Raw genomic sequence first — 26,716 nt, forward strand, 5'->3', positions numbered from 1 at the left:
TACTTCATAAATCGACATTGGAATATGTTGCCAATCTAGTTGTTGACGCTTGTCTAGCCAAAGTTTATCATTCCATTTATAATCACTATTAGCGGTAACAATAGAAGCGGTATTTGGACGTAATTCAAATTGTTGACCATAAGGGTCTGATTTTAGTAAAATTTCACCATTACGGCTACGTATTTCAAATTTATATAAAGCACCGGGTTTTATATCAGCAATAAACAATTCCCAAATACCATTATCTTCATAGATGTGCATAGGATGAACAGTTCCATCCCAGCTATTAAAATCACCAACTACACTGACGGCATCAGCATTAGGTGCCCATACGGCAAATAATACACCCTGATCATTGCAATGCGCACCTAAAAAACGATAAGCGTGCCAATGTTTGCCTTGGCTAAATAAATGTTTATCAAAATTGGATAGTTTTGTGGTCATAAGGTTCCTTTTTTACTTATATATAATCAAAACATAATTATAATTACAATAACATCCTTGTTTATATGTAATCTATGTAATTTTTTGTTTTGGATTCTGAGTTTTAAATCAATTATTATTTATAATATTGCCTTGAAAAAGTGTAGCACCAGAACAACATATCAATTACATTGAAAGAAAAAAAGTAACAGTAATTTATGCTATAATCAAAATTAAAAGGTTTAGAAGATAATGCAATTACAAATTAGTAATCCTCAAATGCAAAAGATTTTTGAGACACAATTTCACTCTAATCAAGAGAAGTTTATGGAGTTTATTGTCTCTTTTATTAAAGATAATAGCAAGGCAATAGATAATTATTTTCATCAAACCACTACTCCCAAACAGCATAAATCGTTTAGTTATAATAAGTTGAATCCAATGGATAACTTTTATAAACTAGATACTGATGACAATGATATTGAAATGACAAATCCTTTTAAAAATGTTGAAGATTCTGTTGCTTTTGCAAAAGAATTACGAGAAGAGTCTTATAGATGATATTTCTTGATACCAATATTTTGATTGAATATTTAAAGGGAAATAAATCTCTTATTAAATCTTATTCGTTAAATGAGTTGTTTATTAGTGATATTGTGGTGATGGAACTATATCAAGGTGCAAAAAGCAAACAAGATTTAAAATTTATTATCAATGAAATTGCTGTTTTTAAGATTTTAAAGACCAACAATGAGATTATCAAACTTGCTACTCTATTGGTAAAAGAATATAATCTATCGCACAATTTGAAGATGATGGATGCAATTATTGCCTCTACTGCTATGGTTTATAATATTCCGTTAATGACCTTGAATTTGAAGGATTTTAGGTATATCTATGAGCTGGAGTTGGTCACTATAACTTGATTCCAAAAAATTAATCCTTAACTATATCTATAAGTAATTATAACAGATAAGGATTAATAAAAATGAATATTGAAAAATTCACCACTAAATTTCAACAAGCCGTGGCTGATGCGCAAAGTATCGCCGTTGGGCGCGATCATCGGTTTATTGAACCGGTTCATGTATTGTTGGCTATGTTGGATCAACAGGATGCTAGTACTAATCAATTATTGACTCGTGCTGGAGCTAATGTTGACCAAATCCGTTCCGGTTTAATGGAAGTCTTGGAAACTATTGATAAAGTTACCGCCAATGAAGGTCAAGTACATATTTCTAATGATTTAAACCGTTTATTCAATATCACTGATAAATTAGCTCAACAACGTAAAGATCAGTATATTCCTAGTGAATTATTTATCTTAGCGGCACTTAAAGATAAGGGTAGTATTGGTAAATTATTAGCTAAAGCCGGTGTCAAAAAAGACGTATTAGAGCAGGCTATTGATCAAATGCGTGGTGGACAAAAGGTCAATGATCCTAATGCAGAGGAACAGCGTCAATCACTTGAAAAATATACAATAAACTTAACTGAACGAGCATTACAAGGTAAATTAGATCCAGTAATTGGGCGCGATGATGAAATTCGTCGCCTTGTGCAAGTCTTACAACGACGTACTAAAAATAATCCAGTATTAATTGGTGAACCGGGTACAGGTAAAACCGCAATAGTTGAAGGCTTAGCTCAACGCATCATCAACCATGAAGTGCCTGAAGGCTTAAAAAATAAAAGCTTATTATCACTAGATATGGGTTCCTTAATTGCCGGTGCTAAATTTAGAGGTGAATTTGAGGAACGCTTAAAAGCTGTATTAAATGATTTAGCCAAACAAGAAGGGCAAGTCATTTTATTTATAGATGAATTGCATACAATGGTTGGTGCCGGTAAAGGCGAAGGCGCAATGGATGCAGGTAATATGCTTAAACCTGCACTTGCGCGTGGCGAATTACACTGCGTTGGTGCGACAACTTTAGATGAATATCGTCAATACATTGAAAAAGATGCCGCTTTAGAACGCCGTTTTCAAAAAGTTTTGGTAAATGAACCCAATGTTGAAGACACTATTGCGATTTTACGCGGCTTAAAAGAACGTTATGAAGTTCATCATGGTGTAGATATTACCGATCCTGCAATTGTAGCAGCGGCAACATTGTCTAATCGTTATATTACTGATAGACAATTACCTGATAAAGCTATAGATTTAGTTGATGAAGCTGCTAGTCGCATTAGAATGGAAATTGATTCGAAACCAGAAAGCATAGATCGCCTAGATCGTCGTCTAATTCAACTCAAAATTGAACATCAAGCTCTAAAAAAAGAAAAAGACAAAGCATCTAAACAGCGTTTAGCAAAATTAAATGAGGAAATTGGTCAATTAGAAAAACAATTAGCCGATTTAAATGAAATCTGGCGAGCTGAAAAGGCAAGCGTTCAAGATAGCAGCAAAATTAAAGAAGAATTAGAACAAAGCCGTTTAGCTATGGAAGCAGCCCATAGAGCTGGTGATTTGGAACGTATGGCTAAATTGCAATATGAAAAAATTCCGAAATTAGAACAACAGCTTGCTGCTGCTAATTCAGCTGAACAACCACAAAAAATGCAATTATTACGTAACTCTGTTACCGAAGAAGAAATTGCAGAAGTGGTATCTAAATGGACAGGTATTCCAATTACCAAAATGCTAGAAGGCGAACGCGACAAACTACTACGTATGGAAACTGCAATTCATAAGCGCGTAGTTGGACAAGATGAGGCAGTAGAAACAGTTGCTAATGCAATCCGCCGCTCTCGCGCTGGATTATCAGATCCGAGTCGTCCTAATGGATCATTTCTATTTTTGGGACCAACAGGGGTAGGTAAAACTGAACTATCTAAAGCCTTAGCAAGTTTCCTATTTGATTCTGATGAAGCGATGATACGTATCGACATGTCAGAATTTATGGAAAAACACTCAGTAGCTCGTCTAATTGGTGCCCCTCCGGGCTATGTAGGTTATGAAGCAGGAGGTTATTTAACCGAAGCAGTACGTCGTCGCCCATACTCAGTAATTCTACTCGACGAAGTAGAAAAAGCTCATCCTGATGTATTTGGAGTTTTATTACAAGTCTTAGACGATGGACGATTAACCGATGGGCAAGGGCGAACCGTAGATTTTCGCAATACTGTAATAGTAATGACATCAAATCTGGGTTCGCAACTGATTCAAGAAATGGCGGGCGCAGACCAATATGATGCTATGAAAGCAGCAGTGATGGAGATAGTTGGACAACAATTTCGTCCAGAATTTGTAAATAGAATTGACGACGTAGTAGTATTCCACCCATTAGGTAAAGATCATATCCGCGATATTACAGATATTCAAATCGACTATCTACGTCAAAGATTACAGGCACAAAATATGAAATTGAATATCAGTGAAGTTGCCTTAGACAAATTAGGAGAAGCTGGATTTGATCCAGTATATGGCGCACGCCCATTAAAACGCGCCATTCAACAAAATTTAGAAAACCCCTTAGCCCAAGAAATATTAGCGGCTAAATTTGTAACTGGGGATACAATTAATATTGATTGGCAGGATGAGGCTATGATGTTTAGTAAGACTTAATAAGTATTATATCTGTCATCATAATAATGTCTTCTATCATGACGACGGTATCTTCTATGACCATAGCGATTGTGTTTTCTATGATGACCATAGCGATTGTGTTTTCTATGATGACCATAGCGATTGTGTTTTCTATGATGACCATAGCGATTGTGTCTTCTATGATGACGACGATGATGATGACGATGTCTTCTACTATGAGTATATATTAGATTGTCATTGCTGAATAGTGAATATATATCTAGCTCAGTTTCAGCTACGGTAGCAGGAGATATAGCAAATATCATCATAGCAACGATAGATGAAATACTCAAATGAATGTAACGGTGTTTCATAATTTAAATCCTCTTAGGTCATATTACTAGCTAAGAAATATGCAATTCACTTGCCAGTAATATTGTTATTATGGTTTTTTCTATGATTATGACGAATCTGTTTTTTGTAATGAGGATGGCGATGATATCTTCTGCGATGACCAAAGCGAGTGTATCTTCTATGATAATGACGACGGTACCTTCTATGATGAACAGATATTATATCTTGATCGCTAAATAGTGAATTATTAGCACTGGAGTCTAACATATATAGCTGAGTATCAGCTATAGTAGCAGGAGATATAACAAATACCATAATAGCAATGATAAATGAAATACTCAAATTTATGTAACGGTGTTTCATAATTAAAATCCTCTTGGTTATGTTAAAAAAATGCAATAACCTTTCCAATTAAACTGATAATTAATGATAATGAACAATAATGAATGGGAACAGCGTTACCAACAGGGAAAAACCGGTTGGGATCGGGGTGATGTTAGCCCAAATTTACATTATTGGATCGAAAATCAGCAGCTAGAAGCTTGTCGATTATCAAATAATTGGGGTCAGAGTAAAATTAATTGATTGTCCTTCTTTGGTCGTCCTTTCGACGTTAGGAGAAATCTTCCTTGCTGTAACTCGTCTCTTGGTTAAATTTTCTATCTGTGTTGTAAATTGTTTATTACCAAGAGCAAGGCCCTTGGCTCTTCAACCATGCCAGATCTAACTGGATTTAATTCAATATAACGATAAAGTTCAAACAAATATAGTTCGTTTTGTACCAAGCTAGACTTAAAACGACCCTCCCAAAGTGTTCCACTACGTCGATAGTTACGATTATAGTATCGAACATACATACGTCCGACAGATTGCATCATTCGACTTATTGTGCCTTCTTTTTGGGGTGTACAAAGTAAATGCACATGGTTAGTCATTAATATCCAAACATGAATACTTACTTGGTATTTTTTTGAAAATAACTTTAGCCAATGTAGATAAGCCTTCATATCTATTTCATTTCCGAAACACACTTGACGGTTGTTTCCTCTTTGAATGATGTGTTGTGGAATATCTACTGGCGAAACTCTAACTAACCTTGCCATGACTCATCTTTTTAATTTGTGACAGACATTATTCTATCACATTAATTTTACTCTGATCCCAATTATTTGAAATTTGACAGCCGAGGCGGAGCTACAGAAATTAAGAAAAATATTCAGCAAATTCAGGATGAAACTATTGGTCCCTTGCGTGCTTTAATTTAGTGAAATAAATAACATGAATACAAATACATCTGTTGTAAAACCAGAAGTAACTCATCTAGATGATATTTTTGAAGATATTTCTTCAGGTAAATTACGCATACCCGGATTTCAGCGTCCTTTTGTATGGGAACCTTCAGATATGCTTGATTTATTTGATAGTTTATATAATGGTTATCCCATTGGTAGTCTACTATTCTGGGAAACCGATGAAAAAATCAAAAGTGGTCAACAGGTGGGTGTAATTGAAGTTCCTAAAGCCAAGAAAGGTTCAGTCACTTATGTATTAGATGGACAACAACGTTTAGCAACTTTATATTCATGCTTAAAGTTGGATAAAGATTTTCCCTTAACTAAAAAACAGGAAGATTGGCGTTGGTGGATTTGGTTTGACTTAAGAAATGATCATTTCATTCATGTGAAAACTGAAAAACCTGAACCTTGGTTATTTCCAGTACGTGCAATTTATCAAACCATGGATTTTATAAATCAAGCACGCCATATTCAAGATAAATGTAAAGAAGATGCCCCGGTTCTCATAGAAAAGGCTGAACGGCTTTCCCAAAAAATTAGAAATTATAAAATAGCCATTATTAGAGTCAAAGGAAGTAGTTTAGCTCATGCGGTTGATATATTTTCTCGCTTAAATAGAAAAGGTAAAAAAATAACACCTGATCAAATGGTTTCCGCTTTATCTTATCATAATAAAGAAAATGGAAAATCACTAGAAGAATATATTGATGAAATTTTAGAAAGTTTAACCGACTATCATTTTAACAAAATCAATCGTATGACCATATTTCGTGCTATCATGGCAGCTGCTGATACCAAAATTCACCGAAGTGATTGGGAAAATATTGCGAAAAAAATTAGTCAAGACAAATTATCTGTAGCAGCACAAAAAGCAGGAAATGCTTTGCAAGCTGCGGCTAGTTTTCTTAATAAAGAAATAGGTTTACCCGGAGATAAATTGCTTCCTTATACTAATCAACTTTTATTGTTAAGTGAATTTTTTCGTAATTGCCCTAAACCTAAGTTACAGCAAAAGAAGATACTAAAAAAATGGTTTTGGCTGTCATCCTTATCTGATTGGCTAACTTCTATCAATACCACTCAACTTAATCAAGCACTTGAGGAGATGCAACAATTTGCTGAGGATGCTTCATTTCAGCTAAAGTTAATGTCAGGAAAACCAGTGCTACAAGCCTTTCCTCAACAATTTTCTTCATTAAACTCGTCACGTCTTCGTGCATTCTTTATTTTTATGTTGACAAAAACACCACTGGACCTAAGCACTGGCGAACCCATTGATTCTTATAAAATATTGAGTGAAAATGGCAAAAATGCTTTTGCTTATATTTTTACCATGTTAAAAACACCACTTAGCTCTAGCCCTGCAAATAGGATCTTATTAGAAAGAATTCCTCGTCAATCAATAAGAGAACGATTACTTTCTATACCAGAACCTAAACAAAAGCAAATATTGAATAGTCATGGTATTCCAACTAAAGCTTATGAAGCATTAAAAGATAATGATGCTGAAACTTTTATTCAACTTCGTACTCAACACCTGATGGAACTTGAGAAAAATTTTCTACAAAAAATCGGAATCATTTTATCTTGAAGGGGATGAAAATGAGCCTAAACAATTAAGCACCCCACCCCATTATTTATAATATAATAAACTATAACAATAGTTTGCAGTATATCATGCAGTTGAACAACCACAAAAAATGCAATTATTACGTAACTCTGTTACCGAAGAAGAAATTGCAGAAGTGGTATCAAAATATTATCAGATCCTAGTCGTCCTAATGGATCATTTCTATTTTTGGGACCAACAGGGGTAGGTAAAACTGAACTATCTAAAGCCTTAGCAAGTTTCCTATTTGATTCTGATGAAGCTATGATACGCATCGACATGTCAGAATTTATGGAAAAACACTCAGTAGCGCGTCTAATTGGTGCGCCTCCGGGTTGTGTAGCTTATAAAGCAGGAGGTTATTTAACCCAAGCAGTACTCGACGAAGTAGAAAAAGCTCATCCTGATAAGAAATGGCGGGCGCAGACCAATATGATGCTATGAAAGCAGCAGTGATGGAGATAGTTGGACAACAATTTCGTCCAGAATTTGTAAATAAATAATTAAAACGCGCCATTCAACAAAATTTAGAAAAATATTGATTGGCGCGATCTTTAGTAAGATTTAATAAGTATTATATCTGTCATCATAATAATGTCTTCTGTGATGACCATGGCGATGTCGATGTCTTCTACTATGAACAGATATTATATCTTGATCGCTAAATAAAGCATTATAATTTGCGTCTAATATATCTAGCTCTGTTTCAGCTAAAGTGGCAGGATATATTGCAAATACCATCATAGCAATGATAGATGAAATACTCAAATTTATATAATCGTGTTTCATAAATGAAATTCTCTTGGGTCATATTAAAGTTAAAGCGAATTTAATTCGTTTTAACTAAAAAGCAAATAACTTTCCAATTATATGAAAAATAAGAGTTGACGACTGAAATTCCGTAGTGTAGTATTTAGGAATCAAAATATTAGGTATAAGCTAGAGGATGTAAAATGAGCAAAAACAAAATCATAGATGTAATTATTTTATTTTCAATTTTATGGTATCCATACTACAGTGTGGCAAACTCTTTAGATCTTCAAACAGTTTGGCCATTATGCGGAAGAATTAGTGAGGAATCACCTGAAAAATCAGAATGGAAGGCTGGTGAAAATTGTCCAGAAGAACGCTTAGGTTCAGCCAAGCACAATGACTTTCCTTTATCAAGTACGTTTGGTCCTCGGCAATTAGTGTCAGGAGGGTATCGCTATGATTTTCATCGAGGATTGGACATTCCGACTTATACAGGAACTCCTATTTTTGCAATTGCAGATGGTATTGTTCGTAAAGCTGGTGAAGATAGTGCCTATAGTGACCCGATGATTATGTTATTGCATTTCCAACAAGGTTATACAGGTACTAGCTGTAGTATAAGTGGCGGGTGTTTTCACAGTTTGTATTTGCATTTATATGGATGGACAGTAAAGAAAGGCGACTCTGTTTCTAAAGGTGATTTGATAGGTTATACAGGAGCAAGCCAAAGCGGTTTTTCTCACCTTCATTTTGAAATACGTAAAGCTCCTAGTGAGGATCCATATAGTGCATGGCAACGAGATGCAATTCACCCTTTGTCAATATTGCCATATGAGTATCAATCAGATAGCAACATAGATATTTTAATCGAAAATGTAAATGAAAATGGAAATCTACTCAATGTAACTGCTAAAGCTACTGTACCAATGGATAGATTGGATTTGGTGCGTATTGAAGTAAAAGTATTTAATAAATGTAGTAAATCCCTAGTTCCTCAGCGAGGAAAGTCTGCCAATGAAAAGGGTTATCATGTAAGACCTGCTTGGTTTGATTTAGAAGTTTGGAATCGTGAATATACTCATAAAAATTCAAGAAAATACCCTTGGGAATCTTTTGGTAAAGGCGGTACTAGGGAATGTCCTTATCATAATAATCATTCAGATACTTATTCTGCAAATATACATATGGATCAAGCGTATGATAGTGATTATCAAGTAGGTTATTTTAATGGGGTATCAATTGCTCCGAATCATTATAACGCCAACAGCAGCGAATATGTAACACGCTATACATTTCATAACTTGCTTGCAGCAGACGGCGGTTTAAGCAACAGTTGTATTGTTGTTGAAGCAACTGATATCAAAGGTGCTGTGAAAACAACAGAATATAATTGTAGTGACTAATAACCATTAAGCAAATAAAACTAACATAGACGAAAATTGGATAAGTCAATAACAATGAACAATAACGAATGGGAACAGCGTTACCAACAGGGAAAAACCGGTTGGGATCGGGGCGATGTTAGCCCAAATTTACATTATTGGATCGAAAATCAGCAGCTAGAAGCTTGTCGATTATTGATTCCCGGTTGTGGTAATGGCTATGAAGTATTGCATCTGGCTGAAAAAGGTTTTGATGTGGTGGCAATTGATATTGCACCAACTGCGATAGAAAATCTAAATAAGGCACTGGCATCAAACCAGCTTCAAGCAGAGGCAATACAGGCAGATTTTTTCAAATGGCAGCCTAAACAAGCTTTTGATGCGATCTATGAACAAACAAGTTTATGTGCTTTGCCGCCTGCTCAGTGGCAAGCATACGAGCAATGTTTATATAAGTGGCTAAAACCCAAGGGCAAATTACTAGTTCAATTTATGCAAACCGAAGATAAAGGTGGTCCTCCTTTTCATTGTGATATTTCTGCGATGTTGGATTTGCTTGCTTCTAAACGTTGGAAGTGGAGCGAGGAACATATGACTCAAGTTGCTCACTCAGGCGGAAAGCATGAGAAGGTTTATTTGCTGGAGAAGCTGTAGGGTTTATATTTAGTTTCAACTGAGACTCTGTGTTTCCAAAAAGACATTTATAAGCTTCATACTGCCCTAGTTTTTTTGCTATATTTTTTATATTTATGCGATTTAGTATTGAGACAGTTATTGGACGTTTATTATCAAGAAAAACCAACGATTCTATAAATTTTCGACATAGTGATGATGTAAGTATATTGAGAACAAAATCAGCTTGTTCCTCATATTCAAAACCAAGCATGTAACAAGTATCATCAACTACAATGGGTTTATCTTGATAACAACCAATTTTTGAAAAAATTATATTTTTATACAATCCTGATATGACAATCTTCCAAGGTAAAAATGTATAATCACCGACTCCAAATACCGAAAATCGCGGATTGTTTTTGTATATTGAACTCTTTCTAGCATCCAATTTGGATGAATGTTGAACAAGATACTCCCACGTTTTAGGGGAATAAATTTCAATATTTTTTGTTTTATTCCCAATCTTTTTTTGAGTGATCAGCATATATTTATTTGGCGTACTAATAGTTTTTCTGGAAATTTGAGAACTCTTATACATTGGATATAAATAATCTAGCGGTAAATCAACTATTTCTCCAAGACCATTAACTATTGAGCCTTGATTAATTGTAAACTCCATTATTTTTGAGGCATCATGTTTTACTCCAGAACGCCATTTAAACTCTGATGGGCTATCAAATGATGAGAAGTTACTATATATATCAATATCTGCAATTAACTTATTATTTATGATCCCCATTTTTTTATAAGGATAAGAGCTATCTATCTTTTTATATAAAGGGCATGTATAGTCAGCTGGATGTAATGTGATTCCATTTGCTAGGAAAAGGCAGGCATCAACATTAACATTAAAGTACTTTTTTGAATCAATTGCTTTGATGGAAAAATTTGATACCAATAGCTTATGTTTAGCTACATATTGAAATAATTTTCTTGCAACTGAGGTTTTGATAAGAAAAGCTATGGATGAATTTGTTCCAGATATAAAATCAAGCAACTTTATTAACATCCATTCAGATATATCAAAATTGCTTTTTCCTGTCATTGCTTCCAAGCCTTTTAAGTTTTTAAAATTGTATTTATTGGGTAAATTATTACTTAATAATATGCTTAATTCTGAGTTTGTGACCCAAGGTGGATTACCAACAAATAAAATAGAATTTTTGTATTTATTTTTAACATCTTTCCAGTTAATTTTAAAAAAGTCTTTTTTCTTTACAATGCTATTATGTTCTCCTGTTATATTTTGTAGTGTCTTATTTGCATGTTCTACATAATTTGGGTTGATTTCCCAACCGATAAGTTTTGAACTCTCAACATTATCTTCTATAAAAGCTTCCAGAAAACTTCCTAAACCACATGTGGGTTCAATAATTTTAGCATAAGAATTTTTAAACCTTAAAAGTGACACAATCTTTTTTGCTAAGTCTTTGGGCGTTTGAAATAGTTAGATAACCTTTTTTTGGTTTATGTAAAAGTAACTCCTCAGCAATGCTATTCGCTTCAATTTCATCTACAGGTAGTCTTCTTTCTTCAAAAAATGCTAATAAATCATCTTTATTAGCATGATTTTCAAGAATATTAATTATTCCAAATGTAGTTTGAAAATCTGCTGTTCGAGAAGTATCTACATAAATAGTATGTTTGATATTGAGTTTACCAGTGTTATTTGACTGATCATCCGATTTTTCGTACACAAATATCAGTAATGAATATCCAAGACCAAATATCTTTTGTCTTGCCGACTTAAATGGACAGGATGACTGTGGTTGTCGAATGCTTGTGACCTTCATATCAACCATCAGTTCTGGGAAATCAATACCTTTCGCCGAATTTCCTTCTCGGTAATCATATTTTTCATGTAGATAAGCCTGAAATTTATGTTCAAGGTATGTACCTATTGCTTTCCCATCGGTAACACCATACAAAGTTGGTTCATTATGATGAGATTCAAGTTCAGAAAATTTTTTTGCCTCTTCTTGTAGAAGCCAATTAGTTAATTTTATTTTCACAAGTGTTCTCAATTTTCAGTATTAACATTTGGTTATATATAGTTCAAACCCTTAATTTTTATTATAAATTATACCATAACATAGGGTGCTTGGTTCTGGTATAATTTACTAAGTGACAATATTTTTAATAAAAAACATTATGACTTTACAAAAAGTAAGAGACAATTTGATTCATCAATTTAATTAAAATGCAAATTAAAATTTGTGATAGCATTACTGAAATTGCTAAACTTGATTGGAATAGTTTGGTACTAGATAATAATCCTTTTTTAAAGCATGAATTTCTATACGCTTTAGAAAAGCATGATTGTGTTGGTGAACGCTTTGGTTGGTTGTCACGACATATTGCTATATATGATGATGATCAACAATTAATAGCGGCAATGCCGCTATATGAAAAACATAATTCTTATGGTGAATTTGTGTTTGATAATGCGTGGGCTGATGCTTATCAGCGACATGGTTTGCGTTATTTTCCTAAATTAGTTGCCGCTATTCCTTATACGCCAATAATTGGACAGCGTATGTTGGCGCGTAAACCAGATCAAGCTCATGTTTTTCCTATCTTATTAGAAACCATAAAACAATTAGCTGAAACTATTCAAGCTAGTAGTTTTCACTGTTTATTTCCTAGCAATACTGAACATCAGTGGCTACAATCTCAAAATTTATTGACTCGTCATGATTGCCAATTTCATTGGCATAATCAAAATTATAGTTGCTTTGACGATTTTCTCAGTAAACTCACCGCTGCAAAACGTAAAAATATTCGTCAAGAGCGTCGCCGTGTAGAACAAGCAGGAATTTCATTTCGCAGACTCTCAGGTAATACTGCCACTGATAAAGATTGGCAAATTTTTACTCAATTCTACCAAAAAACATTTGATGAAAAATGGGGTGTTGCAACTTTAAACTATGAATTTTTTCGTGAAGTTGCTCAGCAATTACCTGATAATGTGTTGTTGGTTTTAGCTGATAAAGATGATATTTGCATTGCTGGAGCCTTAATGTATCATAGTGATGATAGACTTTATGGCAGACACTGGGGTTGTAGCGAATATATAAATAGCCTGCATTTTGAAGCTTGCTATTATCAAGGAATAGAATATTGCATTGAACATGGCTTAAAGAGCTTTGAGCCGGGCGCACAAGGTGAACATAAATTAGCGCGTGGATTTCTACCAACATTAACCCGCTCCAATCATTGGTTAGCAACAAATCATTTTGTAACAGCTATCACTAATTTTGTTCAACATGAACAGCAAGCTATATCAGAATACATAGAAGATTTGAATCAACATTTGCCTTATAAAAAATAATATGAAACCATACTCAGAATCTTGTGATCAAAATCGCGATCCTATTTTAAATATTATTCAACCACTATTTGCGAATGCCAAAAATATTCTTGAAATTGGCAGCGGCACTGGGCAACATGCAGTTTATTTTGCTGAAAAAATGCCAGATTTAATCTGGCATCCTAGTGATCAAGCACAATATATTGATGGAATCAAAATGTGGATAAATGAATCAGAATTAAGCAATCTAGCTTCTCCATTGACTTTAAATGTCACACAAACTGAATGGCCAAATCTTAAAGTTGATGCTGTATTTTCAGCTAATACAACTCATATAATGCACTGGAATGACGTTGAAGCTCTATTTAGTAAAATAACTAATATATTGAATAATAAAGGTTTATTTTTGCTATATGGTCCATTTAATTACCAAAATCAATATAGCAGTGAAAGTAACGCGCGTTTTGATAGCTGGCTAAAAAACCGTGATCCTGAAAGTGGAATAAGAAATTTTGAAGATTTAGATCAATTAGCACAACAGGCTGGCTTATTATTACAAGAAGATTATGCCATGCCGGCTAATAATAGGATTTTATGTTGGAGTCTATGAACTATAGACCTGTCAGGTTTTAAAAACCTGACAGGTCTTTGAAAAATATAGATTAAGTATTACCAGCAATTTTTTTGGTAATTACCCATTGTTGGCTAATAGATAAAATATTATTAACTGTCCAATATAATACTAAGCCTGCTGGGAAAAATGCAAAAAATACTGTAAATACAATTGGTAACATTAACATTACTTTTTGTTGAACTGGATCCACTGGAGCTGGGTTTAGATGATGTTGTATTAACATTGTTGCTCCCATTACTAGAGGTAGTACAAAGAATGGATCCGGCTCTGATAAGTTGTTCAACCATAATATAAATGGTGCTTGACGTAATTCTACGCTTTCTAATAGTACCCAATATAGAGCAATAAATACTGGTATTTGTACTAATATTGGTAAACAGCCTCCTAATGGATTTATTTTTTCCTTTTTATATAAATCCATCATCGCTTTATTTAAGCGGGTTTTATCATCAGCATAACGTTCCTTCAGTGACACCAAGCGCGGTTGTAAGCGGCGCATATTTGCCATTGATTTGTAACTAGTGGCTGATAAATGGAAAAATGCTAATTTTATTAGTATGGTTAAAAGGATAATTGACCAGCCCCAGTTACCAACTAAATCATGTATATGATCTAATAACCAAAATAAAGGTTGAGCAATAAACCATAAGAAACCATAATCAACAGTTAATTCTAAGCCCGGTGCTAATTCTGCTAGGTTCTTTTGATCCTTGGGTCCTGTGTAGAATTGCATTTTAAATGTATGTTGTTGATTAGCTGCAACAGTTTGTTCTGGTCCATATAAGCCTAATACATGACGATTACCAGTTGGTAATACTTTGGTATAGTAATTATAGACAGTATCACGTTCTGGTATCCACGCGCTCACAAAATAATGCTGTAACATCGCTACCCAACCATTTGCCCAACCTTCACGATTTTCTTGAGTAAAGCTACCATCTTTTATGTCATCAAAAGAAATTTTTTCATAAAGTGTTTCAGGGCTAGAAATCGCGCCGCCCATATAGGTGTATAGAAAACGTGATCCACCTAAATCAGCAGGGCTACGTTGAATTTGTCCATATAAACGTCCTTGCCAAGCTTTATCGCTATTGTTTTTAACCACATAATCTACGTTAATAGCATAACTATCACGTTTAAAGGTATAAATTTTATTTACTTCAATACCTTGATCATTTTGCCATTTTAATATAACTTCTAATTGATTGGAACCATCATGAAGACGATAATTTTTTTGTGTACTAGTATAAATAGCTTGATGAGTTGGAGCATTCTCTTTTGGTAATAAGCCTGATTGTGCAACGAATAAGTTAGGTAATTTATCATTCATCAAACGAAAAGGATTTTCTGGTTTATTAACATCAATTGGATATTTAACTAAATCTACTGCTCTGACATCACCACCTTTAGTGTCAAGTTCAACTTTTAAAGTATCAGTTTCTATATAAATACGTGAATCACTAGTTAATACTCGTTGTTGTGCACTTGGTAAATCAACTGAACTCATTTTTACTGAGTTTGGTGTCTGAGGTAATTCAAGATCTAATGAAGAGTTTCCTACTGTTGCTTCTTTTCCTGCCGAATCTATAGTCGGTGAATTTTGTTTACTAGTGACTGTTGATCCATAGTCTTGTTGCCACTCTTGATACATCATCAGTGATACCATCGCTAAACCGATGATCAAAATAAGTCTAAAATTATCCATGTTTATGTTTATGTTTTGATTTAGGTACAGGATCTAATCCGCCCGGGTGCCACGGATTACATCGTAAGATTCGTTTAATGCTTAAGACAAGACCATATAAAACACCATGTGTTTTAATTGAAATTAACGCATATTCAGAACAACTTGGGTAGAATCGACAATGCTGACCCATCCAAGGGCTAATGAATAATTGATAAGCTCGTATTAATAATATTAATAGTTTTGACAAAATTTAATTATAATTTCTGAGTTTAATTAAACGTAGCATTTATAGTGACAGAATATGAATTATCAAGATAGAATATATACTGATAGTAGAACAAAAACATTTTTACATGCTCAAACACCGCCTAGGAATAAATTCCAAGGCTCAAAGCTAAAGTAGGCTAAAGCCTGCTAATAAATAAAATTTATAGATACTTACGATACAAAACAACATCTACAAAATTCCCTGTTTCTTTTATATCTGGTTCCTGCAAGCCATATAGTATGCACGATGAATTTTGTTGAAATTCATTGAATGGCCCATATGTTATAGCAAGGGCCATATGGGCACTAAGATTTTTTTTTAAACTATAAAAGGAAATATTATGCTGAAAGCTCGTAAATTTATTACGACAATTGCCTTATCAAGTGTATTAGGCTGCAATGTTTTGGCTGGTGATACATTTTCTTCACAAGCCATTTATGATTCAAAAACTAAAACACTATCTTTAGAAGGTATTTTGGTTCCATTTATAGATGATTTTACTGGTAAAGAAACTGATAATAAAGGAATCTTTGACGCTCAATTGCAAGAAAAAACTAAACTAGTCTTTGAATTGATTCCTTGGAGTATCAATTTCAAAGACAAGTTTAATGGAGATGATACCAGCGGCTATATTTTGTATGATTACAAAACCAGATCAGTAAATATTCCTTGTTTTGAAGTTACTACTATTGCCAAATTAGGAGATGGAATTGAAGGAGAAAAGATATATTATAAAGATGTAAGCATGAAACAGCGGCATGTAGCTTATCCAATATTTCATGTTGAAGACATGACAAAAACTGATAGTTGTGAAAGTTCAGTAGAAGCAACTGAAAAACCAACTTTAACAACAACTCCAACAACAACGATAGACGACACTGTAGAAGTTGAAGTTAATGGCAAAGTAGGAACTACTGTTTTTGTAAATGGTGTTGATAGTGGTAAAACTATTGATTCAACTGGGAAAGTTAAGGTTGTACTTGATACTAGTGGTGATGATGGGGATAAGAGTTTTGCTATTAAGCTTGTTAATATTGCTGGTGTTGAAAGTGATGAACTAAATGTTACTATTTTGAAAAATAGTATACTCCCACAATACAAAATACAATTACAAACTTCAGAAACAAATTTTAAGGGTCCAATAGGACATGCAGAGTTTAATATAACAATTGAAGAATATCAATCTGGAAGCAATACTGGACCAGTAAATATTACTTTTGTAAAAAATAATATAGACACATATGATTTTCAGAAAGTAAAATCTAATGTCTGGGATATTAATATATTTAACGATACCATATATATCTTTACTTATATAGATAATAATGGAAGCTTTAAACCAAATAGTAAAGAAACAATAACATTTGATGTTACATATAACTTTCATAATGCAAGTAAAGGAGAATCTAGCAGAAGCGCAGCACTTCAAGCTGGTTCAGGTTCTAAAGAATCACCATTAGAATCTGATTTTGTACAGATTTCATATAATAATTTATAATTAACTCATAACTCCTATAGAGAGTGTGACCAATATTTACTGATGTGACTGTGTATGATGTAAGCTCATAGCTCCTAGTTCGTAGGGTGTATCCCGCGATAGCATCATACACCAAAACCTAATCGTTGTATGACGCTTTGCACGTGAAGAGAGCAAACCTGACAGGTTTTTAAAACCTGTCAGGTTTAGTTGCACATTTCTTAGTAGTTATTTATCATTTAAATCTTCAATTACAATTGGTAAATCCGTTTATTCCGTCATACGAAGTCAGCGAAGATAATCCGTTGTACTTAATATAAAAAATCAATAGTACAACGGATTTTTAACTTGTAGGGTGCCCCTGAAAGGGGCTGACATACTAGCCTAGGGCAACGCCCTAGGATTGTTTGGTTTCAAATTAAAGCCCTGAAAGGGCGAAATATAAGCAAAGATATTTTAATCATATTAAATATGGTATTTTTGGAGAATTTTCAGTTGTCATTCTCAAAAGTCACGTATTATGTATCGCTCTTTCAGAGCTAAAATGCTAAACAACACATCCTAGGGCGTTGCCCTAGGCTGGTATGGTAGCCCCTTTCAGGGGCATTTGTTATTTTCAAGACAAAATCTTTTGCAACTCATCAAAACGAGTAATAGGCGCACTACATTGATAGCCCTTACAAATATAAGCCACTATTTCCCTAGGTTTTTTCTCAGCTAAACTAGCAGGTAAGTCTTGTGCATCATTTGGAATTGCAAAGCATAGGCGTTGTGGTGCATAGTCTTTTTGACAGGCTGTTTGCCATGTCTTTAATGTTTCAGTTTCTCCTCGTAAAATGATTATTTCTGGTGGGAATAAGTAATCTTCTACTGCTAATAACATAGTTGAATGAGGAGCAGCCATTTGAGTTAAATATGACCAAGCTGCTTTTATGGTTTTTTCTGCCGCTTGTAGGTAACGAGTTTCTCCTAATAAATGCCCTAAATGTCCTAATGCTACTGCCGCTACCGCATTGCCACTAGGTATTGCTTCATCTGCAAATGATTTTGAACGGGTAATTAAGGTTTCATGTTGATTGCCAGTGAAATAAAAACCACCTTGGCTATCATCAGCAAATTCTTCTAATAATACTTCTGCTAATGATATAGCAAATTTCATATCTTCAGCATTCCATCGCGCTTGTAATAAATTTAAAACAGCGTCTAATAAAAAAGCATAGTCATCTAAGTAGGCGTTTAAATGGGCTTTACCATCTTTGTATGTTGCTAATAAGCGTCCATTTACCCATAAGTTTTCTTTAATAAACTGAAGGGATTTTTCTGCCGCTGTAATATAATCGCTTTGTTCAAATATTCGCCCCGCTGTTACCATGCCTTTTATCATTAGGGCATTCCATGAAGTTAATATTTTTTCATCACGCCCCGGATGAATGCGCTTTTTGCGTTCATTGAATAAAATTGCACGCGCTGTTTCTAAACTTGAATCAACTTGTTCTATAGTTAAACCATATTTGTTAGTCAATTCCTGACGTTCATGATAAGCATGTAAATGCCAATTGCCTTCAAAATTAGCTTTTTTATCTAAGCCAAAATGGTAGGCAAACATTGGATAATCATCAGCTAATAATTCTTGTACTTGTTTTGGGTTCCAAATATAGAATTTACCTTCTTCTCCTTCAGAATCAGCATCTAATGTAGAATAAAAGCCACCTTCTGGAGATTGCATTTCGCGCATTACCCAAGCCGCAGTTTCTAACACCACGCGCTTAAATAAGCTTTGATTATCTAATTGCCAAGCTTGACTATAAATAGTTAAAAATGGTCCATTGTCATACAACATTTTTTCAAAATGAGGAATCATCCATAAATCATCTACAGAATAACGACAAAATCCACCACCGACATGATCATAAATACCGCCTAAAGCCATTTTTTTCAGACTTTTCAATGCCATATTTAAACCATCAGTATCATCATTAGTCCTGACATAATGATTTAATAGACGTTCAATATTAGTCAAATGAGGAAACTTAGGTGCGCCGCCAAAACCACCCATATGTTGATCAAATTGTTGAGCTAATTCATCACGAGCGGCATTTAATGGCTGAGCATTTATCTTAGTTTCAACATCATAATAAGATTTAGGCTGTAAGGCTTGAGCAAGGGAACTGTTTTGTTCAATAATTTTAGTTTTATTTTCCTTATAAAAACCCGCTATTTTTTGCAATAAATCTGGAAAAGCAGGCATACCATAACGTGGCTCAGGTGGAAAATAAGTACCGCCGAAGAATGGATATTGATCATAAGGACTTAAAAACATGGTCAAGGGCCAACCGCCATGACGTTGAGTAAGTAAATGATGCGCCATTTGATAGATTTTATCTAAATCTGGGCGTTCCTCACGATCAACTTTAATATTGATAAATAAATCATTCATTAAAGCAGCGGTTTTCTCATCCTCAAAAGACTCATGCGCCATCACATGACACCAATGACAGGCAGAATAGCCAATAGATAATAAAATCGGTTTATCTAACTGTTTAGCTAAATTCAGAGCCTCTTCACCCCAAGGATACCAATTTACTGGGTTATTGACATGTTGCAATAAATAGGGGCTAGTTTCATTAATGAGCGCGTTAATATTTTCCATAAAGTGTTATAGTTGATTAAAATTCTCAACTATAACATGAATTAATCAATTAAAGGATATATATAGACATGAATATATTAGCAACAGAAATTCTTGATTTTTGGTTTTCTGAAAAAATAAATCAATATTGGTTTAATTCTACGTCTGAAATTGATCAGGAAATTAGTCAAAAATTTGAATCTGTTTGGGAATTAGCCGCTGAAGCTAAATTAGATCAATGGCGTAATACTGCTGAGAGTTGTTTGGCTTTAATTATTGTACTTGATCAATTTCCGCTTAATATGTTTCGTAATCAAGCTAAAAGTTTTTCTACTGAGGCAAAAGCAATTGAAATGGCAGAATATGCTGTTACACATGAATTTGATCGGCAATTATCTAATGATAAATTAACTTTTTTATATATGCCATTTATGCACAGTGAAAAGTTAGCAGATCAAGATCGTTCAGTGACTTTATTTGAAGCGGCTAAACTAGAAACAAATCTACAATTTGCTCGCCATCATCGAGATATTATTCAACGCTTTGGTCGTTTTCCACATCGTAATGCCATTTTAGTTAGAGACAATACCGAGGCTGAAATTGAATATTTAAATTCTAAAGAAGCATTTTTAGGATAAGTTAGTTAAAATACCGCTATGAATATACATGAATATCAAGCTAAAAAATTATTTGCTGACTACAATATCCCTGTTCCAAAGGGTTTTTCTTGTTCTAATGCTGAAGAGGCTAAACAAATAGCTCAAGATTTAGGTGGTGATACTTGGATGATAAAAGCTCAAGTTCATGCCGGTGGGCGTGGTAAGGCTGGCGGAGTTAAACGCGCTGCTAGTTTAGATGATGTTATGGCTATTACTCAGAATTTGATCGGTACTAATTTAGTTACACATCAAACTGCTGCTAATGGTCAGCCTATAAACAGTGTTCTGGTTGAAACTACTAGCACTATCAAGAATGAGCTTTATTTAAGCTTAATCATTGATCGTGTTACTGCGCGTATTACTATTATAGCATCGCGTGCTGGTGGAATGGATATTGAGGAAGTTGCCGCTAAAACTCCTGAAAAAATTTTTAATCAGGCTATTGATCCAGTTGTTGGGATTCAGGCTTATCAATGTCGTGAGCTAGCTTTTGCTTTGCAATTAGAAGGCAATCAAATTAAGCAATTAACCACTATATTGTTTAGTTTATATCGTCTATTTGTACATAAAGACTTGAGTTTAGTAGAAATTAATCCGCTTATCATTACAGATAGTGGCAATTTATTAGCATTAGATTCCAAAATCAATATTGATGATAATGCCTTATATAAGCACAAAGATTTAGCGGCTTTATATGATCCTACTCAAGAAGATGAAAAAGAATATAAAGCTCGTCAGTTTGATCTTAATTATATTGCTTTAGATGGAGATATTGCTTGTATGGTTAATGGTGCCGGTTTAGCAATGGCTACTATGGATATGATCAAAACACACGGCGGTGAACCTGCTAATTTTCTTGATGTTGGAGGAGGTACCACGGCTGAAAAAGTCACTGAAGCTTTTAAAATTATTTTATCAGATCAAAAAGTCAAGGCAATATTGATTAATATTTTTGGTGGTATTGTCAAATGTGACTTAATTGCTGAAGGCGTTATTCATGCAATTAAACAAACTGCAACTCAATTACCAGTAATTGTACGCTTAGAAGGTACTAATGTTGAAGCAGGAAAAACATTGTTAGAACAAAGCGGATTATCCGTTATTACTGCTGATAATTTAAATACAGCGGCGAAAAAAGTAGTTGAAGCGGCAAAAGGAGCATTGTAATATGAGTATATTAGTTGATATAGATACTAAAGTAATTTGTCAAGGTTTTACAGGTAAGCAAGGAACTTTTCATTCTGAACAATGTTTGGCTTATGGAACTCAATTAGTTGGTGGAGTTACCCCCGGACGTGGTGGTCAAACCCATTTAGGTTTGCCAGTGTTTAATACTGTACGTGATGCGGTAGCAGAAACTGCTGCCACTGCTACTATGATTTATGTACCAGCACCTTTTGCAGCAGATGCAATCTTAGAAGCCGCTGATGCTGGTATTGAAATTATAGCTTGTATTACTGAAGGTATTCCGGTTTTAGACATGCTAAAAATTAAAACCGCATTAAAAAATAATCATCCAGATGTACATTTAATTGGTCCAAATTGCCCCGGAATTATTACTCCGGGAGCTTGTAAAATGGGTATTATGCCCGGTTTTATTCATAAACCGGGGCGTATTGGTATTATTTCACGTTCTGGCACCTTAACTTATGAAGCAGTAGCACAAACCACTGAAAATGGTTTAGGACAAAGTACTTGTATTGGTATTGGTGGTGATCCAATTCAGGGTATGAATTTTGTCGATTGCCTAAAATTATTTCAACAGGATCCAGATACTGACGGTATAGTTTTAGTCGGAGAAATTGGTGGTACAGCGGAAGAAGAAGCAGCGGCATATATAAAAGCGGAAGTCACCAAACCAGTAGTTGCATATATCGCTGGAGTCACCGCACCTAAAGGCAAAACAATGGGTCATGCTGGCGCAATTATCTCCGGCGGCAAAGGTACAGCTGCTGATAAATTTGCCGCTTTAGAAGCTGCTGGTGTTACTTTAGCCCGAAATCCAACTGACATTGGTAGTCGTATGTTAGATTGTATCAATAAAGTGTCTTAGTAATGTCCTCCTATATATTGTTAATAGAAGACGAGGCTTCTATTCATGAAATGTTAGATCTGGCTTTAACAAAAGCTGGTTTTACATTGGAACATGCAATCAATGTTACTGAAGCGAAAAATATAATTTTTAATCGTCTTCCTGAATTGATTTTACTTGATTGGATGTTACCGGGCATGAGTGGAATTGAGTTTGCTAAACAATTAAAAAAAGATCAGTCAACACAAGAAATACCTTTTATTATGTTGACTGCTCGTGGCGAAGAGGCAGATAAAATTCGTGGCTTAGAAATTGGCGCAGATGATTATGTTACTAAACCATTTTCACCACGTGAGCTTATCGCTAGGATTAAAGCCGTGTTACGACGCGCTTCTTCTACCCACGAACGTTTGCAAATCAAGAACTTAATTCTTGATTTAGTCGAACATCGTATTATGGTAGATGATAAAGAACTGAAAATGGGAACCACCGAATTCCGTTTATTACAATTCTTTATGCAACATCCTGAAAGGGTATATAGTCGTTCCCAAGTCTTAGATCATGTCTGGGGAACTAATGTTTATATTGATGAACGCACAGTTGATGTGCATATTCTACGTTTACGTAAAGCACTTGCTCCTTATAAATATGATAAATTAGTACAAACAGTACGCGGAGTAGGCTATCGCTTTAGTGAAAAAACGGAGCTTTAATATGTCTCCCATATGGTTGCAAGAATTTTGGCGTTTGTTCATGTTAATGCTTAGCATGGGTTTTATTGGACTTTTATTTGGACAAACTTTATTATTTTTATTAATTACAACTTTAAGTTATATAGCTTGGCATTTATATAATATATATCGTTTAGAAAACTGGTTTCTCAATAATAAATTACCTGAATCGAGAGGTATTTGGGGAGAAGTATTTTATCAATTATATCGCCGACAACAACGTCACCGCAAACGTAAGCGCAGACTAAGTATAATATTAAAGCGTTTTAAACGTTCTACTGCTGCTATGCCAGATGCTGCTGTAGTATTAAATAAGAAGTTTCAAATAGAATGGTTTAATAAAGCAGCCAAAAAATTACTTGGTCTAAAAGCTCCTCAAGATCGTAATAAATTAATCACCAATTTAATTCGTAATCCGGCTTTTGCTACATATCTAAAGACAATTGATGATGATAAAAAAGGCATAAAATTAGTTGCACCTAATAAACCTGAAATTATGCTAAATATCTGCGTTACACCTTATGCAGGTAATCAATATTTATTAATGGCTAATGATATTAGCCCACTTCATCGTTTAGAACAAAGTCGCCGTGACTTTATTGCTAATATTTCCCATGAACTGCGTACACCATTGACAGTAATTCAAGGTTTTATTGAGACAATGCGTGATAATGAAGAGATTGCAATGAAACAATGGCAACGTCCATTATTACTGATGGATCAACAAAGTGCCAGAATGCGAAATATTATTGATGATTTATTATTTTTGTCGCGTCTGGAATGTTGTGAAACTCTTGAAAACACTCATAATAAAGCGGTTAATGTAGCCGAAATAATAACCAGCATTTATGAACAAGCACAATTATTAAGCACGGAACATAATTTGACTTTGGAAATAGATCAAAATGTAACTTTAAATGGAGATGCTAAAGAGTTACGTAGTGCATTTTCTAATTTAGTGTTTAATGCGATTCGTTATACGCCGGCTGGTGGTGATATTAAGATGCGATGGTACCAAGATGCAGAAGGTAAACACTTTGCGGTACATGATACAGGAGACGGAATAGCTCCAGAACATTTACCACGTATAACAGAACGTTTTTATAGAATAGATGTAGGGCGTTCACGTGATAAAGGTGGAACAGGTTTAGGTTTGGCGATAGTTAAACATGTGATAAATCATCATGATGGCAAATTAAGAATAGAAAGTATTGTTGGAAAAGGCAGTGTATTTTATTGTGATTTTAGCAGGTGATGTTGGTGGTACTCTATTTTATAGTATATTGTTAGGTATTTCGACTATTATAAATACCTGTAACGCAGAAAATCGTGCTTTATTGGTTGGTATTGATAAGTATCAGTATATTAATCCACTCATTGGTAGCAAAAATGATGCTGACGCTATGGCTAAATTTATTCAGTCTGAGTGGGGATTACAAAAACTACCAATATGGGTACAGAAAAAATTTGCTTTTCTGGTGAAAGACTTACAGGAAAAAGGTCCTGAACAGCCCACTTGGCAAAATTACAGTAAGCTCGATTGAAATTGAAGTATATTATGTTGGCAGTCGTGAAAAAGCCCCATACTAATACGATGCTATTTGAAATTAAGGGTAATATTCCAAACCAAGTTTTAGGTTATCTTAAACAATAATTTTGGCAAGATGTTGAAATTGTTGAAACAAGTTGGTATGAGCAGATAAATGCTACAATTACTGTGGGTGATGCCATGAAGGTTTATCGAGAAAATCATGGTTTAACCACGGCAGAATTAGCTACAGAACTTGGCGGCTTAACCGCCGAAGAAGTTTCAGAAATGGAATCTAATAAGCGTAATATTAATTTTGATATTGCGGAAAAACTAAGTCAGTTGTTTCAGGTACCAATTGAAAGATTTTTTGATCAATAGGTGCCAACCCACTTTCATTGGAGAATGTAATTATGAAAAAACCTATTAGTTTTACTATGGGTTTATTTATCATTAGTGCTTGTAATACAGCACCAAAAATATCTAATTCTGTAGTAGAGGAAAATAAACCTAAAGTTAGTCGATCTAAGTCTTGTGATGATTATCAGGTTTATGTTGGTGAAATGTATGCAAAGCAGAAGAATTGGAAACAAGCAGCTTTATTTTATAATCAATCTTTGGATTTAATTGCTGGCTTAAAAAATAAACCTCCTAAATTTGAGGTTGAAAGAGTGTATCGTTTGGCATCTGAAACTCAGTTATTGGCTGGTACTATAAATACTGCTTTTAAAAATAATAAAACTGTATTGACTACAGATGGTCAGCAATCTGCTAAACAATTAGCTGAGCATTTAATTAATACATATCCAGCTAAAATTACATTAATTGGTCATACTGATCCTAGAGGATATGCAAGTTATAATTGTCGGTTGTCAAGAGGGCGTGCGATTGGTAAAGGCGAAACAGAACCTTACGAGGTTTATGATGTTAGTGAATATACTGAAACTGAGATTAATCAAATTCATCGACGGGTTGAGTTTAGTGTTGATGATGATGTTTCGCGAAATAATGCTTGTTAGTTAATAGTTTAAAGACCTGTCAGGTTTTTAAAACCTGACAGGTCTAATAATTTTTACTCAATATTTTCTAAGCGAGATATCCATTGATCAAAATGTGGAGATTCTTGCCTTAATTTTTTTAAACCAATAGTTTCACTAATTAAACTTCCGTGTAATACCTTATCATAATATGGATATAAACTGCCTAAACTGATGTAATCTTTTCCAGATTTGCGCCCTGTTTTGACTCTACGCGCATAAATATAAATACCTTTCGGTGCTAGATATTCACCGAGAATATCACGTACAAATTGTTCCTCACTATGCCCTTCAACCACTATATTAATACGAATCACCGGGTTGGTCTCCCACCGATGACATTTTTTTCCCAGAGTTCGCCTAAACTATATTCCTCTAGCCAAGAGGTCAATTTTTCTTCTTCAAGACGGCGAAAAACTGATTGTCCATTTTCTGCTACTTTATTTGTGAGCAAATGTGATCACTCACGGTTAAATTTGCGATTCATCCAAGCTGGTTGTTTCCAAAAATACATCAAGAAACAGAGCCGTCTTATCCCCGCACGTAAGTTCCCGGTTAGCCCCCGGTACTAACTAATTAATCACTAAGCTAAAAGACGTATGCCTTCACGCTCAATATTAATCGCTGCATTTAAATCACGATCTATTTTAAAACCACATTTACCACAATGGTAAACACGTTCAGAAAGCTTTAATTCCTCTTTC

Annotated in this window: 30 protein-coding genes and 1 pseudogene; 19 read left to right on the plus strand and 12 right to left on the minus strand. The window is 34.4% G+C overall.

Annotation, left to right across the window (positions count from 1 at the left end; all coding sequences use genetic code 11):
* On the minus strand, positions 1–444 hold a 444-nt coding region (locus tag BHU68_RS11505; protein ID WP_445082215.1), incomplete at its 3' end, for a GlgB N-terminal domain-containing protein.
* 231 nt (positions 445–675) lie between these two features.
* On the opposite strand from BHU68_RS11505, the gene BHU68_RS11510 reads away from it, so the two are divergent.
* The 3 genes from BHU68_RS11510 to clpB all read left to right on the plus strand — a co-directional run bounded on the left by BHU68_RS11510 (position 676) and on the right by clpB (position 3,991).
* A complete protein-coding gene (locus tag BHU68_RS11510) occupies positions 676–984 on the plus strand; it encodes a hypothetical protein (RefSeq protein ID WP_069471709.1) in 309 nt (102 codons plus the stop codon).
* Positions 981–1,349: a type II toxin-antitoxin system VapC family toxin gene (locus BHU68_RS11515; RefSeq protein WP_069471710.1), complete on the plus strand. Its 369-nt coding sequence runs from the start codon at positions 981–983 to the stop codon at positions 1,347–1,349. The genes BHU68_RS11510 and BHU68_RS11515 overlap by 4 nt, the downstream gene beginning before the upstream one ends.
* A gap of 62 nt (positions 1,350–1,411) precedes the next feature.
* Positions 1,412–3,991 (plus strand): ATP-dependent chaperone ClpB, encoded by a 2,580-nt coding sequence (gene clpB / locus BHU68_RS11520; protein WP_171899649.1) that lies wholly within the window; start codon positions 1,412–1,414, stop codon positions 3,989–3,991.
* Here clpB and BHU68_RS16970 read toward each other — a convergent pair.
* Complete coding sequence (locus BHU68_RS16970; RefSeq protein ID WP_141699507.1) at positions 3,988–4,326, minus strand: hypothetical protein; 339 nt, start codon at positions 4,324–4,326, stop codon at positions 3,988–3,990. The genes clpB and BHU68_RS16970 overlap by 4 nt on opposite strands.
* A 46-nt stretch (positions 4,327–4,372) precedes the next feature.
* Positions 4,373–4,669, minus strand: coding sequence for a hypothetical protein (locus BHU68_RS16975; protein WP_141699508.1), 297 nt, complete (start codon positions 4,667–4,669; stop codon positions 4,373–4,375).
* Between the two features lie 69 nt (positions 4,670–4,738).
* On the opposite strand from BHU68_RS16975, the gene BHU68_RS16980 reads away from it, so the two are divergent.
* A complete protein-coding gene (locus BHU68_RS16980; protein ID WP_171899650.1) occupies positions 4,739–4,891 on the plus strand; it encodes a hypothetical protein in 153 nt (50 codons plus the stop codon).
* A gap of 74 nt (positions 4,892–4,965) precedes the next feature.
* Here BHU68_RS16980 and BHU68_RS11525 read toward each other — a convergent pair whose 3' ends face one another.
* Positions 4,966–5,409 (minus strand): transposase, encoded by a 444-nt coding sequence (locus BHU68_RS11525; protein WP_069471711.1) that lies wholly within the window; start codon positions 5,407–5,409, stop codon positions 4,966–4,968.
* Between the two features lie 175 nt (positions 5,410–5,584).
* Between BHU68_RS11525 and BHU68_RS11530 the strand changes: the two genes are divergently transcribed.
* On the plus strand, positions 5,585–7,192 hold the full coding sequence (locus BHU68_RS11530; protein WP_069471712.1) for a DUF262 domain-containing protein: 1,608 nt from the start codon (positions 5,585–5,587) through the stop codon (positions 7,190–7,192).
* A gap of 141 nt (positions 7,193–7,333) precedes the next feature.
* Positions 7,334–7,710 (plus strand): annotated as a pseudogene (locus tag BHU68_RS17745) (AAA family ATPase); the annotation flags it as partial.
* 64 nt (positions 7,711–7,774) lie between these two features.
* Here BHU68_RS17745 and BHU68_RS11540 read toward each other — a convergent pair.
* Positions 7,775–7,999, minus strand: a complete 225-nt coding sequence (locus tag BHU68_RS11540) for a hypothetical protein (RefSeq protein WP_069471714.1) — start codon at positions 7,997–7,999, stop codon at positions 7,775–7,777.
* Between the two features lie 164 nt (positions 8,000–8,163).
* On the opposite strand from BHU68_RS11540, the gene BHU68_RS11545 reads away from it, so the two are divergent.
* Both BHU68_RS11545 and BHU68_RS16565 read left to right on the plus strand, forming a co-directional pair.
* Entirely contained in the window at positions 8,164–9,366 is a 1,203-nt protein-coding gene (locus tag BHU68_RS11545; protein WP_069471715.1) for a M23 family metallopeptidase, read from the plus strand.
* 54 nt (positions 9,367–9,420) lie between these two features.
* A complete protein-coding gene (locus tag BHU68_RS16565; RefSeq protein ID WP_083234989.1) occupies positions 9,421–9,999 on the plus strand; it encodes a methyltransferase domain-containing protein in 579 nt (192 codons plus the stop codon).
* Here BHU68_RS16565 and BHU68_RS11550 read toward each other — a convergent pair.
* Both BHU68_RS11550 and BHU68_RS11555 read right to left on the minus strand, forming a co-directional pair.
* Positions 9,908–11,431, minus strand: coding sequence for a hypothetical protein (locus BHU68_RS11550; protein ID WP_069471716.1), 1,524 nt, complete (start codon positions 11,429–11,431; stop codon positions 9,908–9,910). The two genes, BHU68_RS16565 and BHU68_RS11550, sit on opposite strands and share 92 nt — an antisense overlap.
* Positions 11,412–12,032, minus strand: a complete 621-nt coding sequence (locus BHU68_RS11555; RefSeq protein WP_083234990.1) for a restriction endonuclease — start codon at positions 12,030–12,032, stop codon at positions 11,412–11,414. Before BHU68_RS11555 ends, BHU68_RS11550 begins: the two co-directional genes overlap by 20 nt.
* Before the next feature lie 188 nt (positions 12,033–12,220).
* Between BHU68_RS11555 and BHU68_RS11560 the strand changes: the two genes are divergently transcribed.
* Entirely contained in the window at positions 12,221–13,351 is a 1,131-nt protein-coding gene (locus BHU68_RS11560; RefSeq protein WP_069471717.1) for a GNAT family N-acetyltransferase, read from the plus strand.
* A 1-nt stretch (position 13,352) separates the two neighbouring features.
* Entirely contained in the window at positions 13,353–13,940 is a 588-nt protein-coding gene (locus BHU68_RS11565; RefSeq protein ID WP_069471718.1) for a DUF938 domain-containing protein, read from the plus strand.
* Positions 13,941–13,992: 52 nt separating this feature from the next.
* Here BHU68_RS11565 and yidC read toward each other — a convergent pair whose 3' ends face one another.
* Together yidC and yidD are read right to left on the minus strand one after the other, a co-directional pair.
* Entirely contained in the window at positions 13,993–15,669 is a 1,677-nt protein-coding gene (gene yidC, locus BHU68_RS11570; RefSeq protein WP_069471719.1) for a membrane protein insertase YidC, read from the minus strand.
* Positions 15,662–15,898, minus strand: coding sequence for a membrane protein insertion efficiency factor YidD (yidD, locus tag BHU68_RS16570; protein WP_083234991.1), 237 nt, complete (start codon positions 15,896–15,898; stop codon positions 15,662–15,664). The genes yidC and yidD overlap by 8 nt, the downstream gene beginning before the upstream one ends.
* A 361-nt stretch (positions 15,899–16,259) precedes the next feature.
* Between yidD and BHU68_RS11575 the strand changes: the two genes are divergently transcribed.
* Positions 16,260–17,417 carry a hypothetical protein gene (locus BHU68_RS11575; RefSeq protein WP_069471720.1) on the plus strand — a complete coding sequence of 386 codons (1,158 nt, stop codon included), beginning with the start codon at positions 16,260–16,262 and terminating at the stop codon, positions 17,415–17,417.
* Positions 17,418–18,012: 595 nt separating this feature from the next.
* Here the strand turns inward: BHU68_RS11575 and BHU68_RS11580 are convergent.
* Complete coding sequence (locus tag BHU68_RS11580; protein ID WP_069471721.1) at positions 18,013–20,046, minus strand: thioredoxin domain-containing protein; 2,034 nt, start codon at positions 20,044–20,046, stop codon at positions 18,013–18,015.
* 68 nt (positions 20,047–20,114) lie between these two features.
* Here BHU68_RS11580 and BHU68_RS11585 point away from each other — a divergent pair, with 68 nt between their 5' ends.
* From BHU68_RS11585 to BHU68_RS11620, 8 genes are all read left to right on the plus strand, one after another.
* Positions 20,115–20,663, plus strand: coding sequence for a DUF924 family protein (locus tag BHU68_RS11585; protein ID WP_069471722.1), 549 nt, complete (start codon positions 20,115–20,117; stop codon positions 20,661–20,663).
* Between the two features lie 18 nt (positions 20,664–20,681).
* Complete coding sequence (gene sucC / locus BHU68_RS11590) at positions 20,682–21,851, plus strand: ADP-forming succinate--CoA ligase subunit beta (RefSeq protein WP_069471723.1); 1,170 nt, start codon at positions 20,682–20,684, stop codon at positions 21,849–21,851.
* Between the two features lies 1 nt (position 21,852).
* Positions 21,853–22,737 carry a succinate--CoA ligase subunit alpha gene (gene sucD, locus BHU68_RS11595; protein ID WP_069471724.1) on the plus strand — a complete coding sequence of 295 codons (885 nt, stop codon included), beginning with the start codon at positions 21,853–21,855 and terminating at the stop codon, positions 22,735–22,737.
* A 2-nt stretch (positions 22,738–22,739) separates the two neighbouring features.
* Positions 22,740–23,429, plus strand: coding sequence for a phosphate regulon transcriptional regulator PhoB (phoB, locus tag BHU68_RS11600; protein ID WP_069471725.1), 690 nt, complete (start codon positions 22,740–22,742; stop codon positions 23,427–23,429).
* Position 23,430: 1 nt separating this feature from the next.
* Positions 23,431–24,702, plus strand: coding sequence for a phosphate regulon sensor histidine kinase PhoR (phoR, locus tag BHU68_RS11605; RefSeq protein ID WP_069471726.1), 1,272 nt, complete (start codon positions 23,431–23,433; stop codon positions 24,700–24,702).
* Positions 24,674–24,991, plus strand: a complete 318-nt coding sequence (locus BHU68_RS17750) for a caspase family protein (RefSeq protein WP_069471727.1) — start codon at positions 24,674–24,676, stop codon at positions 24,989–24,991. The genes phoR and BHU68_RS17750 overlap by 29 nt, the downstream gene beginning before the upstream one ends.
* Positions 24,992–25,164: 173 nt before the next feature.
* The gene (locus BHU68_RS11615) at positions 25,165–25,356 is read left to right on the plus strand and encodes a helix-turn-helix transcriptional regulator (protein WP_083234172.1); all 192 of its coding nucleotides are present in this window, start codon (positions 25,165–25,167) and stop codon (positions 25,354–25,356) included.
* Between the two features lie 32 nt (positions 25,357–25,388).
* On the plus strand, positions 25,389–25,994 hold the full coding sequence (locus BHU68_RS11620) for an OmpA family protein (protein ID WP_069471728.1): 606 nt from the start codon (positions 25,389–25,391) through the stop codon (positions 25,992–25,994).
* A gap of 53 nt (positions 25,995–26,047) precedes the next feature.
* Here the strand turns inward: BHU68_RS11620 and BHU68_RS11625 are convergent, their stop codons facing one another.
* Both BHU68_RS11625 and BHU68_RS18390 read right to left on the minus strand, forming a co-directional pair.
* The gene (locus BHU68_RS11625; protein ID WP_069471729.1) at positions 26,048–26,329 is read right to left on the minus strand and encodes a DUF4276 family protein; all 282 of its coding nucleotides are present in this window, start codon (positions 26,327–26,329) and stop codon (positions 26,048–26,050) included.
* Between the two features lie 266 nt (positions 26,330–26,595).
* Positions 26,596–26,716: zinc ribbon domain-containing protein (locus BHU68_RS18390; protein ID WP_141700070.1), on the minus strand; the 121-nt coding region annotated here is incomplete at its 5' end.

The organism is Candidatus Marithrix sp. Canyon 246 (assembly GCF_001723685.1).
In the GTDB taxonomy this organism is placed as follows: domain Bacteria; phylum Pseudomonadota; class Gammaproteobacteria; order Beggiatoales; family Beggiatoaceae; genus Marithrix.

Bases quoted from the DNA above. Each gene is read 5' to 3' on its own strand.
- BHU68_RS11510 (WP_069471709.1), top strand. From the start codon at position 676: ATGCAATTACAAATTAGTAATCCTCAAATGCAAAAGATTTTTGAGACA.
- BHU68_RS11515 (WP_069471710.1), top strand. From the start codon at position 981: ATGATATTTCTTGATACCAATATTTTGATTGAATATTTAAAGGGAAAT.
- clpB (WP_171899649.1), top strand. From the start codon at position 1,412: ATGAATATTGAAAAATTCACCACTAAATTTCAACAAGCCGTGGCTGAT.
- BHU68_RS16970 (WP_141699507.1), bottom strand. From the start codon at position 4,326: ATGAAACACCGTTACATTCATTTGAGTATTTCATCTATCGTTGCTATG.
- BHU68_RS16975 (WP_141699508.1), bottom strand. From the start codon at position 4,669: ATGAAACACCGTTACATAAATTTGAGTATTTCATTTATCATTGCTATT.
- BHU68_RS16980 (WP_171899650.1), top strand. From the start codon at position 4,739: ATGAACAATAATGAATGGGAACAGCGTTACCAACAGGGAAAAACCGGT.
- BHU68_RS11525 (WP_069471711.1), bottom strand. From the start codon at position 5,409: ATGGCAAGGTTAGTTAGAGTTTCGCCAGTAGATATTCCACAACACATC.
- BHU68_RS11530 (WP_069471712.1), top strand. From the start codon at position 5,585: ATGAATACAAATACATCTGTTGTAAAACCAGAAGTAACTCATCTAGAT.
- BHU68_RS11540 (WP_069471714.1), bottom strand. From the start codon at position 7,999: ATGAAACACGATTATATAAATTTGAGTATTTCATCTATCATTGCTATG.
- BHU68_RS11545 (WP_069471715.1), top strand. From the start codon at position 8,164: ATGAGCAAAAACAAAATCATAGATGTAATTATTTTATTTTCAATTTTA.
- BHU68_RS16565 (WP_083234989.1), top strand. From the start codon at position 9,421: ATGAACAATAACGAATGGGAACAGCGTTACCAACAGGGAAAAACCGGT.
- BHU68_RS11560 (WP_069471717.1), top strand. From the start codon at position 12,221: ATGCAAATTAAAATTTGTGATAGCATTACTGAAATTGCTAAACTTGAT.
- BHU68_RS11565 (WP_069471718.1), top strand. From the start codon at position 13,353: ATGAAACCATACTCAGAATCTTGTGATCAAAATCGCGATCCTATTTTA.
- yidC (WP_069471719.1), bottom strand. From the start codon at position 15,669: ATGGATAATTTTAGACTTATTTTGATCATCGGTTTAGCGATGGTATCA.
- BHU68_RS11575 (WP_069471720.1), top strand. From the start codon at position 16,260: ATGCTGAAAGCTCGTAAATTTATTACGACAATTGCCTTATCAAGTGTA.
- BHU68_RS11580 (WP_069471721.1), bottom strand. From the start codon at position 20,046: ATGGAAAATATTAACGCGCTCATTAATGAAACTAGCCCCTATTTATTG.
- BHU68_RS11585 (WP_069471722.1), top strand. From the start codon at position 20,115: ATGAATATATTAGCAACAGAAATTCTTGATTTTTGGTTTTCTGAAAAA.
- sucC (WP_069471723.1), top strand. From the start codon at position 20,682: ATGAATATACATGAATATCAAGCTAAAAAATTATTTGCTGACTACAAT.
- sucD (WP_069471724.1), top strand. From the start codon at position 21,853: ATGAGTATATTAGTTGATATAGATACTAAAGTAATTTGTCAAGGTTTT.
- phoB (WP_069471725.1), top strand. From the start codon at position 22,740: ATGTCCTCCTATATATTGTTAATAGAAGACGAGGCTTCTATTCATGAA.
- phoR (WP_069471726.1), top strand. From the start codon at position 23,431: ATGTCTCCCATATGGTTGCAAGAATTTTGGCGTTTGTTCATGTTAATG.
- BHU68_RS11620 (WP_069471728.1), top strand. From the start codon at position 25,389: ATGAAAAAACCTATTAGTTTTACTATGGGTTTATTTATCATTAGTGCT.